The organism is Salinivibrio costicola subsp. alcaliphilus, from assembly GCF_001996185.1.
Taxonomy (GTDB): domain Bacteria; phylum Pseudomonadota; class Gammaproteobacteria; order Enterobacterales; family Vibrionaceae; genus Salinivibrio; species Salinivibrio costicola.
The window spans coordinates 27,133-44,029 of record NZ_MUFR01000012.1; the positions used below are offsets into that span (position 1 = coordinate 27,133).

At 50.5% G+C, this 16,897-nt stretch carries 17 protein-coding genes; 2 read left to right on the top strand and 15 right to left on the bottom strand.

The window, feature by feature from the left end:
* Positions 1–39 precede the first annotated feature (39 nt).
* The 8 genes from era to rpoE form a co-directional block, all read right to left on the bottom strand.
* Positions 40–945, bottom strand: coding sequence for a GTPase Era (gene era / locus BZJ21_RS05740; RefSeq protein WP_021022098.1), 906 nt, complete (start codon positions 943–945; stop codon positions 40–42).
* Positions 945–1,616 carry a ribonuclease III gene (gene rnc / locus BZJ21_RS05745; protein WP_028569567.1) on the bottom strand — a complete coding sequence of 224 codons (672 nt, stop codon included), beginning with the start codon at positions 1,614–1,616 and terminating at the stop codon, positions 945–947. Before rnc ends, era begins: the two co-directional genes overlap by 1 nt.
* Positions 1,617–1,628: 12 nt before the next feature.
* The gene (lepB, locus tag BZJ21_RS05750; RefSeq protein WP_021022100.1) at positions 1,629–2,525 is read right to left on the bottom strand and encodes a signal peptidase I; all 897 of its coding nucleotides are present in this window, start codon (positions 2,523–2,525) and stop codon (positions 1,629–1,631) included.
* A 14-nt stretch (positions 2,526–2,539) separates the two neighbouring features.
* Entirely contained in the window at positions 2,540–4,336 is a 1,797-nt protein-coding gene (gene lepA, locus BZJ21_RS05755; RefSeq protein WP_077669333.1) for a translation elongation factor 4, read from the bottom strand.
* Between the two features lie 78 nt (positions 4,337–4,414).
* Positions 4,415–4,912, bottom strand: coding sequence for a SoxR reducing system RseC family protein (locus BZJ21_RS05760; protein ID WP_077669334.1), 498 nt, complete (start codon positions 4,910–4,912; stop codon positions 4,415–4,417).
* Positions 4,913–4,923: 11 nt separating this feature from the next.
* The gene (rseB, locus tag BZJ21_RS05765; protein ID WP_077459793.1) at positions 4,924–5,892 is read right to left on the bottom strand and encodes a sigma-E factor regulatory protein RseB; all 969 of its coding nucleotides are present in this window, start codon (positions 5,890–5,892) and stop codon (positions 4,924–4,926) included.
* Complete coding sequence (locus BZJ21_RS05770) at positions 5,889–6,521, bottom strand: RseA family anti-sigma factor (RefSeq protein WP_077459794.1); 633 nt, start codon at positions 6,519–6,521, stop codon at positions 5,889–5,891. The genes rseB and BZJ21_RS05770 overlap by 4 nt, the downstream gene beginning before the upstream one ends.
* A gap of 32 nt (positions 6,522–6,553) precedes the next feature.
* Entirely contained in the window at positions 6,554–7,135 is a 582-nt protein-coding gene (rpoE, locus tag BZJ21_RS05775; protein ID WP_021022105.1) for an RNA polymerase sigma factor RpoE, read from the bottom strand.
* A 332-nt stretch (positions 7,136–7,467) separates the two neighbouring features.
* On the opposite strand from rpoE, the gene nadB reads away from it, so the two are divergent.
* On the top strand, positions 7,468–9,084 hold the full coding sequence (nadB, locus tag BZJ21_RS05780; RefSeq protein ID WP_077669335.1) for an L-aspartate oxidase: 1,617 nt from the start codon (positions 7,468–7,470) through the stop codon (positions 9,082–9,084).
* A 57-nt stretch (positions 9,085–9,141) separates the two neighbouring features.
* On the opposite strand, the gene BZJ21_RS05785 is transcribed toward nadB, so the two are convergent.
* From BZJ21_RS05785 to BZJ21_RS05795, 3 genes are all read right to left on the bottom strand, one after another.
* A complete protein-coding gene (locus BZJ21_RS05785) occupies positions 9,142–10,971 on the bottom strand; it encodes a methyl-accepting chemotaxis protein (protein WP_077459796.1) in 1,830 nt (609 codons plus the stop codon).
* A gap of 110 nt (positions 10,972–11,081) precedes the next feature.
* A complete protein-coding gene (locus tag BZJ21_RS05790; RefSeq protein ID WP_131826334.1) occupies positions 11,082–11,492 on the bottom strand; it encodes a hypothetical protein in 411 nt (136 codons plus the stop codon).
* On the bottom strand, positions 11,461–11,724 hold the full coding sequence (locus tag BZJ21_RS05795; protein ID WP_021022110.1) for an FAD assembly factor SdhE: 264 nt from the start codon (positions 11,722–11,724) through the stop codon (positions 11,461–11,463). Before BZJ21_RS05795 ends, BZJ21_RS05790 begins: the two co-directional genes overlap by 32 nt.
* 215 nt (positions 11,725–11,939) lie before the next feature.
* Between BZJ21_RS05795 and ygfZ the strand changes: the two genes are divergently transcribed.
* Entirely contained in the window at positions 11,940–12,923 is a 984-nt protein-coding gene (gene ygfZ / locus BZJ21_RS05800; protein ID WP_077669337.1) for a tRNA-modifying protein YgfZ, read from the top strand.
* A gap of 157 nt (positions 12,924–13,080) precedes the next feature.
* Here the strand turns inward: ygfZ and gcvH are convergent, their stop codons facing one another.
* From gcvH to BZJ21_RS05820, 4 genes are all read right to left on the bottom strand, one after another.
* Positions 13,081–13,479 carry a glycine cleavage system protein GcvH gene (gcvH, locus tag BZJ21_RS05805; protein ID WP_021022112.1) on the bottom strand — a complete coding sequence of 133 codons (399 nt, stop codon included), beginning with the start codon at positions 13,477–13,479 and terminating at the stop codon, positions 13,081–13,083.
* Between the two features lie 182 nt (positions 13,480–13,661).
* Positions 13,662–14,897 carry an FAD-dependent 2-octaprenylphenol hydroxylase gene (locus BZJ21_RS05810; RefSeq protein ID WP_077669338.1) on the bottom strand — a complete coding sequence of 412 codons (1,236 nt, stop codon included), beginning with the start codon at positions 14,895–14,897 and terminating at the stop codon, positions 13,662–13,664.
* Entirely contained in the window at positions 14,894–16,084 is a 1,191-nt protein-coding gene (gene ubiH, locus BZJ21_RS05815; protein WP_021022114.1) for a 2-octaprenyl-6-methoxyphenyl hydroxylase, read from the bottom strand. The genes BZJ21_RS05810 and ubiH overlap by 4 nt, the downstream gene beginning before the upstream one ends.
* A 57-nt stretch (positions 16,085–16,141) precedes the next feature.
* The gene (locus BZJ21_RS05820) at positions 16,142–16,720 is read right to left on the bottom strand and encodes a UPF0149 family protein (RefSeq protein ID WP_077459801.1); all 579 of its coding nucleotides are present in this window, start codon (positions 16,718–16,720) and stop codon (positions 16,142–16,144) included.
* Positions 16,721–16,897 lie beyond the last annotated feature (177 nt).

Sequence of the window (16,897 nt, forward strand, 5' to 3'; positions counted from 1 at the left end):
CACCCTCTCCTGAGTGCATGGACCCGATGTTCGGGCCAATTAAAGATCGTCGATATAGCCTAAACTGCGCAACGCGCGTTCGTCATCAGCCCAGCCGGATTTCACTTTCACCCAAAGCTCAAGATAGACCTTACGTTCGAAGAGATCTTCCATGTCTAAGCGTGCCTCACGGCCAATGCGTTTGATCTTTTCGCCGCCTTTACCAATGACCATTTTCTTCTGGCCGGTACGCTCAACTAAAATCAAACCATTAATATGAAAGCCATCGGTTTCAGGGTTGTAGTCAAAACGTTCAATTTCAACCGTCACTGAATAAGGCAGCTCTTCACCGGTAAAACGCATCAGCTTTTCACGGATAATTTCTGAGGCCATAAAACGCTGAGAGCGGTCGGTAACATATTCTTCAGGGAAGTAGAATTCAGACGCCGGCAACGCATCACGAACACGCTGCTCGACCACATCAATATTGGTCCCGTTTTTCGCTGAAACCGGGATCACGTCGACAAACGGCATTTTCTCTGACAACGCTTGTAGATGCGGAAACAGCTCCGTCTTCTCTTTAACGTTATCCACTTTGTTGACCAACAAAACCGTCGGCAACTCTGAACGCGCTAGCTTATTAAGCACCATTTCATCGTCATTGGTCCAATGTGTACCATCCACGAGAAATAATACTAATTCAACGTCGGTTAACGAGCTGTTTGCAGCCCGATTCATAAGACGGTTAATGGCGCGCTTTTCTTCAATGTGTAGCCCAGGCGTATCGACATACACCGCCTGGTAGTTATCCCGGGTATCCACGCCCATGATTCGGTGACGCGTGGTTTGGGGTTTACGCGAGGTAATCGACAACTTTTGCCCTACCAAGCGGTTCAGCAATGTTGATTTTCCTACGTTCGGGCGGCCAACAATGGCAATAAAGCCGCAGCGCTGTGTGTCAGTCATTATGTCAACTTCTGTAGTGCGAGTTCTGCAGCCGCTTGCTCTGCCTTGCGACGACTACTGCCTTTTCCAATCACAGAACGCTCCAGTCCTGATATCTGGCACTCTACCGTAAACTCTTGGTTGTGTGCTTCACCCTTCACTTTCATCACCGTATAAGACGGTAACGGTTTACGTTTTCCCTGCAAGAGCTCTTGCAAACGGGTTTTCGGATCTTTTTGGCTGACACCCGGTTCAATGGTTTCGAGTCGCTGCTGATACCATTGCAAGATAATATCTCGTACCCGGTTGATATCACTGTCTAAAAAGATGGCGCCAATCAATGCTTCTACAGCGTCAGCCAAAATCGAATCGCGGCGAAAACCGCCACTTTTAAGTTCTCCTGGGCCAAGGCGCATGACTTCGCCCAGAGAAAACTCCCGCCCAATTTCGGCTAGTGTATTACCGCGCACTAAGGTCGCGCGCATCCGACTCATATCCCCTTCATCCACTTTCGGAAAGCGATGATAAAGATCCTCGGCAATTACGAAGCTAAGAATTGAGTCACCCAAAAATTCGAGACGCTCATTATGTGTGCCATTGGCACTACGGTGCGTCAACGCCAGTTCAAGCAATGCAGCACTGCTGAACTGATAGCCGATCTCTCGCTGCAATTTATCTGTTAGTTTTGTCATCATAGTCCAGAATTAATCAATTCCACCAATACGGTTAAAGCGTATCCCTGTCGGTATCCACGATGGTAGCCAGCTGTCACTGTTGCGCTCGAATTCGAAGCTGACCCAAATAGCCACCGCTTTGCCGACTAAGTTGCGCTCAGGCACAAAGCCCCAAAAGCGGCTATCCGCACTGTTATCGCGGTTATCACCCATCATAAAGTAATGCCCTTCCGGCACCACCCAACGATTGACGCCCGGACGTGGCTGATAGGCACTGATTCGATCGCGCTTATTCGGATGGACAAGGATCTGATGCGCTTGCTCACCCAGCTGCTCTTGTGCTTGCACCAGATTCACACCACCTTGTGCAAATTCACTAGGCTGAATGTTATCTATCGCGACAGGCTGGCACTGCGCTTCGCCTTTAGGCTGAATACACAAGCGCTTATCTTCATACACAATGGTATCGCCGGGTAGCCCCACCGTACGCTTGATGTAGTCAATATTCGGCTGCGGCGGATATTTAAACACCACAATGTCACCGCGCTCAGGTTTGCCAGTATCAACCAGTTCAGTGTGAAAAGCCGGATCACGCAGCCCATAGGCAAATTTTTCCACCAAAATAAAATCGCCAACCAATAAGGTTGGCATCATCGATCCGGACGGAATTTGGAAAGGCTCATAAATGAATGATCGCAACACTAAAACCACCGCGATCACCGGGAAAATAGACGCCATATTCTCAACCCAACTCGGTTGTGGCATCACTTTCGCGACTTGTTCGGCATCCAAATCAGTCTGTGCGACCTTCAGTGCTTTGCCTGCAGCCTGGCGGCGACGCGGCGCCCAGCGGTATTTATCTAACGCCCAAACCAGGCCGGTGACCAAGGTCACCAGCACTAAAATTAAAGAAAACGTATTGGCCATCATGGAATCCGTTGTTATTTATCTTTGCCCACATGCAAAATGGCCAAGAAAGCTTCTTGCGGCAGCTCGACATTACCGACCTGCTTCATGCGCTTCTTACCTTCTTTTTGTTTTTGCAATAGTTTTTTCTTACGACTCACATCACCGCCGTAACATTTTGCCGTGACGTTTTTACGCAACTGCTTGACGGTTGAACGGGCGATAATGTGATTGCTAATCGAGGCTTGGATGGCGATATCAAACTGCTGACGCGGAATAAACTCTTTCATTTTTTCCACTAGCTCGCGACCACGCGGTTGCGCATGAGCACGGTGCGTAATAATCGCCAGTGCATCGACACGCTCGCCATTCAGTAAGATATCCACCCGTACCATGTCAGACACATCGTAACGTTCGAAGTTATAATCTAACGAGGCATAACCGCGCGATGTTGACTTAATACGGTCGAAAAAGTCCAACACGACTTCCGCCATCGGTATGTCATAGGTCAGCGCAACTTGATTGCCGTGATAAACCATATCCACTTGGGCACCACGCTTCTCAACACACAAGGAGATCACATTGCCGACGAATTCATTGGGCACCAAGATATTACAACGCGCGATAGGCTCACCAATGGCTTGAATGTCATTCACTGGGGGCAGCTTGGCTGGGCTGTCTACATAGATGACTTCACCATCGTTTTGCGTGACTTCGTAAACAACCGTAGGGGCTGTGGTGATCAGCTCAAGGTCGTATTCTCGCTCCAGGCGCTCTTGAATGATCTCCATGTGCAGCATGCCAAGGAAACCACAACGGAAACCGAAGCCAAGCGCCGCAGAGCTCTCTGGCTCAAAGAAAAGCGACGCATCATTGAGGCTTAACTTATCCAAGGCATCACGGAAGTTTTCATAATCATCGGATGAAATCGGGAATAAGCCCGCGTACACCTGAGGCTTAACTTTTTGGAACCCTTCAATCCGTTTTTCGCAGCCGTTTTTGGCATGGGTGATGGTGTCGCCCACGGGTGCGCCGAGGATATCTTTGATCCCACAGATCACCCAGCCTACTTCACCGGTTTGCAAACCATTAAGCTCTTTACGCTTGGGCGTGAAAATGCCAATGCTGTCCACGTTCCATTCTTGGCCCGTGCTCATGATTTTCACTTTGTCGCCTTTTTTGAGCGAGCCTTCACGAATGCGCACTAACGAGACGACGCCAAGATATTTATCGAACCAAGAGTCGATAATCAACGCTTGAGTGGGGGCGTCGGGGTTACCTTCCGGCGGTGGAATAAGGCGAACAATATCTTCGAGTACGCCATCGACTCCAACCCCTGTTTTGGCTGAACAACGCGTGGCTTCAATGGCTTCAATACCAACAATATCTTCGATTTCTTGCGCCACACGGTCTGGATCGGCGGCCGGTAAATCGATTTTGTTCAGGACAGGGACCACTTCAAGGTCCATATCCATTGCGGTGTAGCAGTTGGCGAGCGTCTGTGCTTCAACCCCTTGTCCTGCATCCACCACCAGCAAAGCACCTTCACATGCCTTCAGTGAGCGCGACACCTCATAAGAGAAGTCGACGTGTCCTGGCGTATCGATGAAGTTCAACTGATACTCATTGCCGTCTTTGGCTTTATAGTTCAGTGTCACACTTTGTGCTTTGATGGTGATACCGCGTTCACGTTCCAGATCCATGGAGTCAAGGACCTGCTCTGCCATTTCCCGGTCAGTAAGGCCGCCGCATACGTGAATGAGTCGATCAGAAAGCGTCGACTTACCGTGGTCAATATGGGCGATGATCGAAAAGTTACGAATATGCTTCATAAGTGGGTGTGACTTACTCGTTATCAATAAGAATGGGATCCTAAGATCAATTGGGCTGGATTCTACCGAAAATAGTGGCTAGTCGCTATCCTGGTGTCTGGTATTTATCACTGCCAACTCGGAAATTGGCTCTCCCATGATACGCAGAAGCTCAGGTTGCTGCTGTTCGGCACTCCCGACATATCTCGCTAAACGTCGTGCGATACCGACCCCAAGGGCACCGAAGCCTAGACTCAGTGCGATAACACCTCCTTCACCGCTGCCTGCCAACGCGGCAAAGAAAAATTGTCCCAGTAAGGCGCCCACGAACATCATCATTAATGGCACCATATAAACCACGAGCGCCGAGCGTACCAAGGTGGCTTCACCGAGGCCAATTTCAACGAGAGTTCCTGTCGGCAGCGGTTCTGGCGAACGAACGCTGACATGGTTCACTTTTCCGGGTAGGGCCTTGGACACAATGCCAGTGCCACACTGGCTTTGCGATTTGCAGCTGCCACAGCTGGTTTGCTGCTGACAGGCAAGGGACAGCCAGCCGTCTTGGTACCCTGTTACCTCCGCCAGTGCTTTAATCATGGTGCAACCTTTTACTCTGTCTGTGATGTTGGCATGCGATTAATACGAACCGAATCAGCAATCCGTTTAGCGGTCTCCGGTGGAATGTCCCCCACCACTGTAATTTCGGCGTTGCCATTGATAACACTGTGCAGCGTCCGTCGGCCTTGGCGCACTATCTGTTTACGCACGGAGACATCGTCGGCTTTGGCTAAATAAACAGAAAAACTAAAAAGGCCGTCGCTAAACATTTGGCTTTCCACTGCCCGCTTAGTCATCATTAAACGATGGCGGTTACTGTATACAGGCTTAAAGCCATCTGGCAGCACCGTCACCTGCCAATCCAGGTCAGAGCGGCGGGTTGTTTGTGGGAGGGTTAATACCGGCGGCAGGGCTAACTGCGTGAGTTTTTGCATCGCGTCGTTAATTTTAGGCGTAACCACCAGAGATAAGGCGCGATACTGTTCAAGCGGATCCCCATCTCGGTCAAGTAAATCGGCTCTCACCGGTAGGTGACTGTCTTGGTCTAGCCAAAGCACGTACGAATATCGCTCACCATCTTTCGGTGTGATACGTACAACCTGGCAATCCATGCCCGCCTCGCGCGCATGTCCCATTGAGACAAAGTCATAATGGTTTGCCAGTATATCAATATCGGCCTGAATGAGGGTAGGCAATGGTGCCACCATATGATCACTGGCGATCGTGAAAGGGTCATAACCAGGTTCAAAATAACTGATTTCCTTTCCGCGACGAATTACTTCTCGCGACGGACCACTTAAATACATGAGATGACCAAACGCTTCGCCACCTACCCGTGCATGGCGAAAACGCAGTGGCTCTAGGCTATTTTTGCCAACGAGAATGTAGGACAGTTCATAGTCCAAGGTATCGCTTGCGGTATCCATTTGATGTAACAAAGCCTCGGCAGAGGGTTCGGCCGAGGCTTGCGCAGACATCAAACTGACCAGCGCAAGCGCACCGATCAGAGTTTTTTTCATTGCTTACTACTGCTTGTCGACGGTGCCATTGTCTGATTGCTAGACAGACTATCCTTATTCAACCTTAGCTGCAATTCATAGTCTTTGAGCATTGCATTTACGCGCCGACGCTGCTCCATCATTTCAGATTCTGAAGGCGTCGCACGCAAATCATTCCGGCTTAAACTCACTGGTTCAGCAGCACCTGCAAAAGGAATCGTTTCCAATACTGGCGGTTGGGTTTGATTGCCAACCCCCGGAGACGTTGGTTCAGACTGGTTATAATGCTGCACGCCTACGATCACGGCGAGAGAAACACAAGCGGCGACACTGACCTGAGTGAGCTGTTGCAGCCAGCCAGGTAGGTGGCGACGCGCCTTTTCCGGACGCGGCTGTGACTCGTGCATCGGGTGCACGTTACTGTCAACGTGAGCGCCTTGATAAGCCGGTTCTGCTTCCAACGCGGACGCGACAGAATCGGCAATGTTCCATTGCAACGAGCCAGGCGCGTCACCACGCATCACATCACGAATGATGCCGAAGTCGCTCCAGGTCTGTTGTGCGCTATTATCTCGCTCTATATCATGGATCACCGACGTATCCACCCGTTCGCCATCTAATAACGCCGAAATTTTTTCTTTATCCGTCATTCAAGTCACCGTCATGCAGCCAGTAAAACTCGTTACCGTTTCATCAGTGGCCGGATGCGCTTTTCTACCGCTTCACGCGCTCGAAATATACGCGACCGTACCGTACCGACTGGACAATCCATTACCTGTGCAATTTCCTCATAACTGAGCCCATCGAGCTCGCGTAAGGTGATTGCGGTTCTTAAGTCGTCAGGCAGTGTTTCAATGGTCGAAAACACCACCTGCCTCAATTCTTCAGACAACATCAAGTTTTCAGGGTTCGATATTTCTTTTAACGACCCCCCACTTTCGTAATTTTCTGCTTCGTCGGCGTCAATATCGCTACCTGGTGGACGTCGTCCTTGTGCCACCAAATGGTTTTTCGCGGTGTTCACTGCAATGCGATACAACCAAGTATAAAACGCACTTTCGCCACGAAACCCCGGCAAAGCACGATACGCTTTAATAAACGCTTCTTGTGCGATATCCGGAATATCACCACTGTGTGAGCCTACATAGCGGGCAATAAGGTTACATACCTTATTTTGATATTTGACGACTAACAGATTGAAAGCTTGCTTGTCACCATTCTGTACACGTTCTATTAGAACCTGGTCGGTTAGCTGCTCGCCCATTCGAGCGTTTACTCCTTGGTTGATCTTTTCGCCCGATTATCGACATTCTAGGTCCGACGTTGTCAGAGCGCGGTTAAACCCGCTTGCGAGCTTTCGCTGAGAATTCGATGACCGCTTAGGAGAAAAGTTCCTCACCATGTTGGTTTTATTATGCGTGAAATCACATTACTGTGACGGAATGACCAAAGCGCGCGTCTTTGGCTGCGTGTATTGTCCCCCAAACAATGCCACGGTTGCAAACTTTCACCCAAGCAAGACTGGATTTGATCTTAGCGCGCGCGGCCGCGTCAAATTGGTGTAACATTGGGAGCGCAGAAAGAGGATTAGGGATCATGACGACCACAACTCAGGAACATCAATGTGACGTGTTGGTCATCGGCAGCGGTGCCGCTGGCTTATCGTTGGCGCTACGTTTGGCGCCCACGCACCGGGTTATCGTACTCAGTAAAGGCCCTCTCAGTGAAGGGGCGACACTCTACGCACAAGGCGGCATCGCCGCTGTTTTTGACGAACAAGACTCAGTGGAGTCCCATGTCGAAGATACACAAATAGCCGGTGGCGGTATCTGTGATACCGATGTTGTCGACTTTATCGCCCGTAACGCCAAAGACTGTGTTCAATGGCTGATTGATGGTGGCGTGCCCTTCGATCAAGAAGACAGTGATGATGAAACCCCGCGTTATCATCTCACTCGCGAAGGTGGTCATAGTCATCGACGTATTCTACACACCGCCGATGCAACCGGTATGGCGGTGCAAAACTCATTGCAAGATAACGTTCGACAACATCCTAATATCACCCTACTCGAGCGTCATAACGCGCTGGACATTATCACGCGTAAAAAAGTCGGACTCGGCGGCCCTAATCATGTGTTAGGGGCCTATATTTGGAATCGCAATCAAGAAGTTGTAGAAACTGTCCGCTGCAATGATGCGGTGCTGGCAACAGGTGGCGCGTCTAAAGTGTATCAGTACACCTCTAACCCAGACGTCTCTTCTGGTGATGGTATTGCGATGGCATGGCGAGCAGGTTGCCGTGTCGCGAATCTTGAGTTTAATCAGTTCCACCCGACTTGTTTATACCACCCTGACGCGCGTAACTTTTTGCTAACCGAAGCATTACGTGGTGAAGGTGCGCACCTAAAACGCCCGGATGGATCGCGCTTTATGCAAGACTTTGATCCGCGTGGTGAGCTTGCTCCCCGTGATGTCGTGGCGCGTGCGATTGATTATGAAATGAAACGGCTTGGCGCTGATTGTATGTATCTCGATATCAGCCATAAAGATCCGCAATTTATCACCAAGCACTTCCCCACCATTTACGAGAAGCTAAAAGAGTACGGCATTGACTTGACCCAAGACGCCATCCCGATAGTGCCGGCCGCTCACTATACCTGTGGTGGTGTGATGGTGGATAAAAATGGCACTACGGATCTGCCTGGTTTATATGCCATTGGTGAAGTGAGTTATACCGGGCTACACGGTGCAAATCGCATGGCTTCTAACTCCTTGCTCGAATGTGTGGTGTATGCGTGGTCTGCCGCTGAGCATATTAAAGCCCACTCAGACCATATAGAGCCACACACAGCGTTGCCAGCTTGGGATGAGAGCCAAGTGATTTGTTCCGATGAGGAAGTGGTGATTCAGCACAATTGGCATGAGCTGCGCCTGTTTATGTGGGATTACATGGGGATTGTGCGCTCAACCAAGCGCTTAGAACGTGCTTTGCGTCGCATTGAGCTACTTAAACAAGAAACGCACGAGTACTACGCTAATTTTCGTGTCTCGAATAACTTGCTCGAATTACGTAATTTACTCCAAGTCGCTGAATTGATGGTGCGTTGTGCCATGCAACGCAAAGAAAGTCGTGGTCTACATTACACCATTGACTATCCTGACGCTCATGCTCAATCAGGCCCAACCATCCTCGTTCCCGATCAGCCTTGCTAATGTGGCGCATGGTATCGTCGCAATAAACAACGGCCAGTCTCTCGACTGGCCGTATGATTAGCTTTTAAATTCACTTACGGCCCGCTCTAAGTTAGCCGCTTCTTCTGCGACTTGATGAGCAGCTTGACGGTTTTGGCTCGCGCGTTCAGTACTCGTCTGGGCAATGTCTTGAATGTTGTGCACGTTCTGGTTAACTTCTTTAGCAACCGAGCTTTGCTGCTCTATCGCCGTCGCAATATGCGTACTCATATCCATAATCTGTTGCATATCTTGCATAATCTGTGACAGCTCTTGCGAGGCGGCATCTACTTTGGTGACAGAGCTTTCGCCATCTTCTCGACTTTGCTCCATACGCTCTGCAACTGACTGTGTTTGCGCCTGCAGCGAGGTAATAATGCCCGATATTTCATCGGTCGATTGCCGGGTACGAGTTGCTAATTGACGCACTTCATCCGCGACTACTGCAAACCCTCGTCCTTGCTCCCCCGCACGCGCGGCCTCGATGGCAGCATTGAGTGCCAGCAGATTCGTTTGCTCTGAAATGTCTTTAATGACATCCAATACCGAGCCAATGGTCTCAGACAGCTTACTCAGTTCAAGCACCTCGTTACTGGTATTGCTGAGTGTCTCGGCCAATGTCATGATCATCGTCCGGGTATCATCCACCACTTGCTGTCCATTTTGCGCACGACCTAGGCTGGTTCTCGCGTTATCAGCCGCCTGATCGGTATTGCCGGCAATATCCCGAATCGTGCTTTCCATCTCATTCATCGCCGTTGCAGCATGGGTCGTTTCATCCAGCTGCGTCGCCAGTGCGGTGCCGGTTTGCGCCGTGCGAGACTCCACCTGCTCTGCGCTTTGGTGTAAAGCCTGCACCGCTCGGCTAACATCGACCACCATTTTTTGAATACTACTCAGCATCTGATTGACATCGTTTGCCATCAGTGAAATTTCATCTTGCCCAGTCTCATCGGCGCGCAAGGTCAGATCCCGTTGCTGAGTAATGGCCGCCATCTGCTGACTGAACAGCGCGATGCGCCGTTGAATACCTCGGTTCATCCACAGAGAAACCACCGTCATGATGATCGCTAACACCAATACTATCGACCCCGTCACTATCGTGGTCTGGCGTAGCGCTTGATCGATCGCTTGCTGGTATTCTTTGCTTAACGCGTCAAACATATTTTCCACTTGGTGCGTTTGACTCCGTATCTCGCCCAAAAGCCCTTTATCTGGCGCCAAACCTAATGCTTTTTTCTGCGCAACAACGTTTTCAACTTCAGACTGGTGAGCTTTAAACAGTGCCAATAGATCACCTTCAAGATAATCTGTTAAGGCATCCATATGATTTTGGTATTGGTCGATGTAATCCAGATGACTGCTTTGAACAAACAGCTTGGCGTCCGCCACTAACAAGCGAGCACTGCTTTCTAGCACAATATCGTTTTCAGTTGCGGCCACGAGCGCTTGACTCGCGCTTTGCATTTGGCCTCTTAAGCCTTGCTCTGTCGTTAAACCTAATGTTTGGTAGCCGTCACCCAGTTCGCTGAACCCATTTGCATAAGCTTGCATGGCTGTCTTAACGTCATCAATCGTGACGGTTTCTAACCCAAGGGAGGCACTGCGTGCTCGAAAGTCGGTCAGTTGCTGATTAAAGGTTGCGACGTTGTTTTCAAACCGAGAGAGGTATTTGGGATCCATCCGAGCAAGAAAGTCTTTTTCATTACGGCGTAAATTAAGCAGTACGACCTCGAGATCGGACACCGCGGTTAACTGGCGATGCATTTTATCTAACCGCGTTTCCGCGTTCCAAGCCGCAGCCATCACAGCGAGTAATGCCAACACCGACATCACGGTAAGAGAAAGTAACTTGTGTTTTATTTTCATAACGACCCTACAACACCTTCAGAGCAAGACTGGATTAATCACGTACTTGCACTAACTATCGGCGATGTTAGGAAAAAGTAAAGCAAGGCAACCAAGGCGTCATAAATATGTCACAAACTATCCTGCTTTGGTTGACAATAATGCCGATAAAGCAGACGAAAATGATAGTCCGGCAAGCCATGGCGCCACAAATACAAACAGCGCGCATCCGATTGCGCTTTGAGCATCATCAGCCAAGGCGTCGCCCAGATACATGTGATGGGTTGGCGTTCGCCGCTGGGTAGCCTTATCCAATCATCAAAATACACAGTGACACAGCCGGTACTCTCGACCAGTCGGTGTTGAAAGTGAATCAATTCACGGACAACGTGAAGCATCAGGAAAGCACGCGCGCAAAGCGGGAGGGACACATGCACCGCCAATAGCCATGCCACCATCATGCCGACCAGGAATAAACAGACGGTGACATAGCGCGGGCAATGGAGTTGGCTATGTACGCAACTTACTTCGGTTATAGGCAACTACCTTCTCGACAACAGAGACCATCTTAGGATCGTCAGGTTTACCATGCCCCATCAGCCAGGCAAACAGATCCGGGTCGGCGCTTTCTAAAAATGCGACAAAATCCTGTTTTTCATTTTCATTCAATGTGTCGTAGCATGCCTCAAAATAGGGCATGACCAATACATCAAGCTCCAGCATCCCCCGACGGCATGCCCAACGAATTCGCGCTTTATCTTCAGTGTTAACCATGTTGACCTCTATCACTGATATCAGTGGATGGATACTATCAACGCCAGGGTCTGACTACCACTTTTCCCAAAAAAGAAAAGACGAATCTGAGAGCTCTCTAGCGTTAATCCGTCGTTTGGCGCAATACCCTTACAATACAAAGGCTGACAAGCCTGTTATGCACCATTACTATACGAGAGATAGCCTGTGTTTTCTCAACGGAGAGCGTGATTTATATGAGCGAATGGTATCAAACCCAAGCTTTTGAGCCTGTGGCACAACACCCCAGTGACCAGACGCCGGAACTGGCCATTGTTGCCCTCGATAATTGGGCGTTAACCAAAATTAGTGGCGACGACACTAAGTCATACTTACAAGGCCAGCTCACTTGCGATATTGAGCAACTCGACGTGGATCAATCGACCTTAGCGGCGCATTGTGATCCAAAAGGTAAAGTCTGGTCCGTGTTACGTTTTTTCCACTTCCAAGATGGCTTAGCCATGGTGCAGCCGGCATCGATTGAGGCAACCCAATTACAGGAAGTCAAAAAATACGCCATCTTCTCTAAGATCGCATTTGATAAAGTCGACTGCGTACTTCTTGGCGTGGTTGGCACCCAGGCGGAAAAGTGGGTGACCGACCACTTTGGCCCACAAGGTAACGTCCGCCAGGGCGAGCAGGGAACAGCGGTGATGATCGCGCCTCATCGTTGGTTACTCGCGATCACTCCCGAGGCGGCAACCGCGCTCGTGAATCAGTATCAGTCGTCCGCGGTCCTTCTCAGCAGTGAATATTGGGATCGATATGAAATCGATGCCGCACTCCCTCGCATAGAAGCCGCAACCAGTGGTGAATTTATTCCTCAATCGTTGAATTTGCAGGCATTGAATGCGATCAGCTTCACCAAAGGCTGTTATACCGGCCAAGAGACCGTTGCTCGCGCTAAATACCGAGGAATAAACAAGCGGGCCATGTATAAACTCACAGGACAAGCCACACATACACCGGTGGCAGGGGATAAAATCGAGCGCTCTGTCGGTGAAAACTGGCGCTCTGGTGGAACCGTGATTGCCGGTTACCGTCAAGCTAATGGCCAGGCAGCAGTGCTAGCGGTTCTGCCAAACAACCTCGATGACGAGACAGCATTTCGCCTAGCGGATGCGCCAGAGTTTATCTGGCAGCGTGAGCCTCTACCTTACTCTCTGACTGACGATGAATAAGTAGTGAGCTTGGCATCTCCCATACGGCTTGGCAAACACAGGTGACGTCGGCGCTTGATCACGCCGACGTCACTTACCGGGAAGCCAATAAACAGAAAGGGATCCCGCCAGGATCCCTCACTTGTCAATGCTAGTGGCACACGGTTGGTACTACACCTTAATCGGCATCTTGGTCGCCTAAGGTTTCTTCATATCCTTGTGCATCAAACAAGGCATCAATTTCTGATTCGTCAGTGGCTTGAACTTGAAAGAGCCAACCATCGCCGTAAGGATCGCTGTTGACTAATTCTGGGGCGCTATCCAATTCCTCATTCACGGCGATCACTTGCCCGGAAATCGGCGCATAAATATCTGACGCTGCTTTGACCGACTCGGCCACTGCGCAATCATCCCCGGCATCAAAGGTGTCACCTTCATCGGGTAAATCAACAAAAACCATATCACCAAGCAACGCTTGAGCATGATCGGAAATGCCAATGGTGAAGAGGCCTTCCCCTTCAGGACGCACCCACTCATGCGTCTCAGTAAATTTTAAGCCGGATGGAATATCGCTCATAATATTGTTCCTTGTTAGACTCAGTGACCTTGTTATACCCAATACTCAGGTTGTAGCCAGTGCTCTGGTTGTACCCAGTGCTAATGTGCAACATCCGTCGGTAAATACAAACTTCCAAACAAGCTGTTCGTCATGCTGTTTAGCATATTTTCTTTTTTTCGCCAATTTCCGTTGTCACACGATCATGAAAAATGGACGCGCCGAGCAGGTGGCTTCGCGAGATCAGGGAGCTCTCCCTCTAGCCCCAAGGCTTTGGCCATAAAGGGCTGTTTGGCGCCGGGTAGGTGATTCACCGCGCGCATACCCACACCACGAACGAGCTTTTTCACTGGGTTTTGACCATCAAACAAGCTCCGGAATCCCTGCATCGCCGCAATCATTTGCATGGCTTCCGCTTTACGCCAACGCTCGAAATGACGCAGTGACGCATACGCCCCGACATCTTTCCCTTTTTCTGAAAGTTGCGTGAGCGTCTGTGCTAACGCGGCCGCATCTAACATCCCTAAATTCACCCCTTGGCCGGCAAGCGGATGAATGGTATGTGCGGCATCACCGATAAGGGCAATGCGCTCAGAGGCAAAATTCTGAGCATAACGCATGGTAAGAGGATAACTCGCACGCGGTCCGGCCACCTCACATCGGCCTAATCTAGCGTCAAAGGCAGCCGTGAGCGCCCGCTCGAATCCATCAGACGCCATGTCGCGATACTCCGACGCTTGTTCAGGCGGCACCGACCAAACAATGGAACATAAATGCGGATCGGACAGTGGTAGAAACGCTAAAGGGCCATCAGGCGTAAAAACCTGACGCGCAACGCCTCGATGAGGGGCTTCTGTACGTACCGTTGCCACCACAGCATGGTGTCCATAATCTCGCTGAACCAATGGAAAGTGTGCTTGCTCGCGCACCCATGAGCGAGCGCCATCGGCTCCGACAACCAGCTTTGTCGTCACACCACCTCCCGAGGCCAATTGCAACCAGGTTTCGCGCTCACCTTGCATCATAGACTGGCACTGCTCAGGCATGAGTATGGTGACATTACTCTGCTGCTGCACTTTGTCGAGCAGGGCAAGTTGAATCACGCGGTTTTCAACAATGTGTCCTAGGTTTTGCTGACCAAATGCCTGTGCGTCAAAATCAATTTGCGCAAAGCTATCTTTCTCCCAAACGTGCATTTTTTGATAGCTTGCCAGTCGGCGTGCGACGATACCCGCCCAAACATCTAAGGCACGAAGCATATTCTCGCTCGCACGACTCAGTGCCGATACACGGTTTTCTGGTAGATCGTCTAGTGTTGCTACCGGTTTTTTACCTTCAATCACAACGATGCGTAAGTCCGTTTCTGCCAGTGAGGCGGCAAGTGTTAGCCCCACCATTCCGCCACCTACAATCGCGACATCTGCATTGATCATCTTCATTTCGGTTCTACCCATCCTATGGTGCGTTGCACGAGGGGTTGTTTCACCCTTTCTATGGTCGACATCAACCCCAAACCTGCGTTCCGTGCGGCTGCAAGTAGTGCACTCTGATTAGAAAAAAGATGAACGAGCCCTGATGTTAGTGCGACGGTTGTGTCTCTGTCTGGCTGGCGTTGACTGGCATAATCCATCAGGACCGGTATCGCGCCAATATCTTGCCCGCGCTGGAAGGCTGCGCTGACAGTTTGAGCCAGCGTGATGACATCTCGCAGGCCGAGGTTAAAGCCTTGTCCTGCAATGGGATGTAAACTTTGTGCTGCGTTGCCAACCACCGCCACGCGATGACTCACTGGCCGCACGACCTGATTGAGCACCAGCGGGTAGGCGTGACGTTCTCCGACATGAAGTAACTTACCAAGACGCCAACCGAAAACCTGTTGTAAGCGTTGTAAAAAAACCGAATCGCTGACTTGGGTGAGCGGTTGCGCCTCATCGGGAGTCATGCACCACACTAATGAGCAACGTCCTTGCGACATGGGCAGTAACGCGACGGGCCCCGTGTCGGTAAAACGCTCAAAGGCGTGACCTTGATGCGGAAGCGCCGTAGACACATTGGCAATCACAGCCACTTGGCCAAAGTCGTGCTGCTGCCGGGGGAGATGGAGCAAACGACTACAAGGTGAGCGACCGCCATCGGCGGCAATGAGTAATGATGCCGTTAGCGATTGTCCTTGTTTGAGTGTGACAGTAACAGCGTCAAGCTTTCGCTCAATCGCGATCACTGCATCAGGACAAAAGACATCGATGGCGGGACGCGCATGCAGTTTTTGGTGCAATACCGCGCCGGCATCTGCCAGTTCAATGACCTGACCGAGATATGACACGCCCTGCGTTTGCGCATCAATGTGCGCTTGCCCAGCATGACCACGATCTGAAACGTGAATATGTTGGATCGGTGTGCCAAACGGCGCCAACGCCTCCCAAAGTCCCAGTTGCTCAAAAGCAGCGCAACTGCCCTCGGCTAACGCGATACTCCGCGCATCATAACCTGGATGATCACCATGGTTTGGCACCATCGCCTCAACGACCGCAATACGTAACCTCCCGCCACTTAGCGTATCTAACGCCAGTGCCGCGGTTGCGCCAGCCATTGCACCACCAGCAATCACTATGTCATAGGCTTTCATCCTACTTTTCCTCACCCTGAGTCATCACCACGCCTCAAATCGCAGACGTCATTGCGGTTAATGGCGTGTTTTTGGCGTCTCGTCGTCAGTTTCAAGACGTGCGCCAAGCTCGGCATGGACAACTAAGCTACACACACGCACATGCTCAACAACCTGCTCAAGCAAGTCCGCTTGCTCTTGCAAATCCCCGTCTTCGTCAATCCCTAACTGCGCCACTTCCTTTAAATCGCTGAGCGCTTCTGTGACGTCTTTGGATAGTTTACGCCCCTTTGTCCCAATCAGACCAACGCCAGCAAGAAAGGTATTAATCCATTCCACTAACGCTTCTGCACGGGCAACGACACCCGAGTGTTCATCATCCGGAACATAAATATCGAGATCTAAATCCGTTCCTGTCAGTTGGGTTTTCAATTGATGGTAGCTCTGCATGGCCAAGGTTTTTGACTCGGTCGGCCAGCCCATTCCTTGGTTGGTATAATCATAAAGCATGGTTAGCCAACTCCCCTCTTCCAGTGCCAAGCCACCACTTAGCATGCCGGCGATCAATCCATGCATTTCTGCCGGCGTAACCGCCAGGCTATCTGCTGTTAATATTTCTGCGGTCTTCGCATATGCGGGTAAACGGGTTTCAGTCACAATGTTGCCCTTGGTCGTGCGCTCAAAAATAAGTGGGTTAGTTTAGCATTTCACACCACAGGGCTGAATCACTCAGCGAAAAAACCCGTGATTCTTGGCCAGCTTGTGCGATGCAGAATTATTCTGTCCATTATGGTGGTTACAAACCCAGTGTAAGAGCAGGAAGGCCGTTGCCAC

Excerpts from the sequence above, each read along its gene's own strand:
- ygfZ (WP_077669337.1), top strand. The coding sequence starts at position 11,940 with ATGAGCGAATGGTATCAAACCCAAGCTTTTGAGCCTGTGGCACAACAC.
- rseB (WP_077459793.1), bottom strand. The coding sequence starts at position 5,892 with ATGAAAAAAACTCTGATCGGTGCGCTTGCGCTGGTCAGTTTGATGTCT.
- BZJ21_RS05770 (WP_077459794.1), bottom strand. The coding sequence starts at position 6,521 with ATGACGGATAAAGAAAAAATTTCGGCGTTATTAGATGGCGAACGGGTG.
- ubiH (WP_021022114.1), bottom strand. The coding sequence starts at position 16,084 with ATGAAAGCCTATGACATAGTGATTGCTGGTGGTGCAATGGCTGGCGCA.
- lepA (WP_077669333.1), bottom strand. The coding sequence starts at position 4,336 with ATGAAGCATATTCGTAACTTTTCGATCATCGCCCATATTGACCACGGT.
- rnc (WP_028569567.1), bottom strand. The coding sequence starts at position 1,616 with ATGACAAAACTAACAGATAAATTGCAGCGAGAGATCGGCTATCAGTTC.
- BZJ21_RS05795 (WP_021022110.1), bottom strand. The coding sequence starts at position 11,724 with ATGGTTAACACTGAAGATAAAGCGCGAATTCGTTGGGCATGCCGTCGG.
- nadB (WP_077669335.1), top strand. The coding sequence starts at position 7,468 with ATGACGACCACAACTCAGGAACATCAATGTGACGTGTTGGTCATCGGC.
- BZJ21_RS05810 (WP_077669338.1), bottom strand. The coding sequence starts at position 14,897 with ATGAAGATGATCAATGCAGATGTCGCGATTGTAGGTGGCGGAATGGTG.
- lepB (WP_021022100.1), bottom strand. The coding sequence starts at position 2,525 with ATGGCCAATACGTTTTCTTTAATTTTAGTGCTGGTGACCTTGGTCACC.
- BZJ21_RS05760 (WP_077669334.1), bottom strand. The coding sequence starts at position 4,912 with ATGATTAAAGCACTGGCGGAGGTAACAGGGTACCAAGACGGCTGGCTG.
- era (WP_021022098.1), bottom strand. The coding sequence starts at position 945 with ATGACTGACACACAGCGCTGCGGCTTTATTGCCATTGTTGGCCGCCCG.
- gcvH (WP_021022112.1), bottom strand. The coding sequence starts at position 13,479 with ATGAGCGATATTCCATCCGGCTTAAAATTTACTGAGACGCATGAGTGG.
- rpoE (WP_021022105.1), bottom strand. The coding sequence starts at position 7,135 with ATGGGCGAGCAGCTAACCGACCAGGTTCTAATAGAACGTGTACAGAAT.
- BZJ21_RS05785 (WP_077459796.1), bottom strand. The coding sequence starts at position 10,971 with ATGAAAATAAAACACAAGTTACTTTCTCTTACCGTGATGTCGGTGTTG.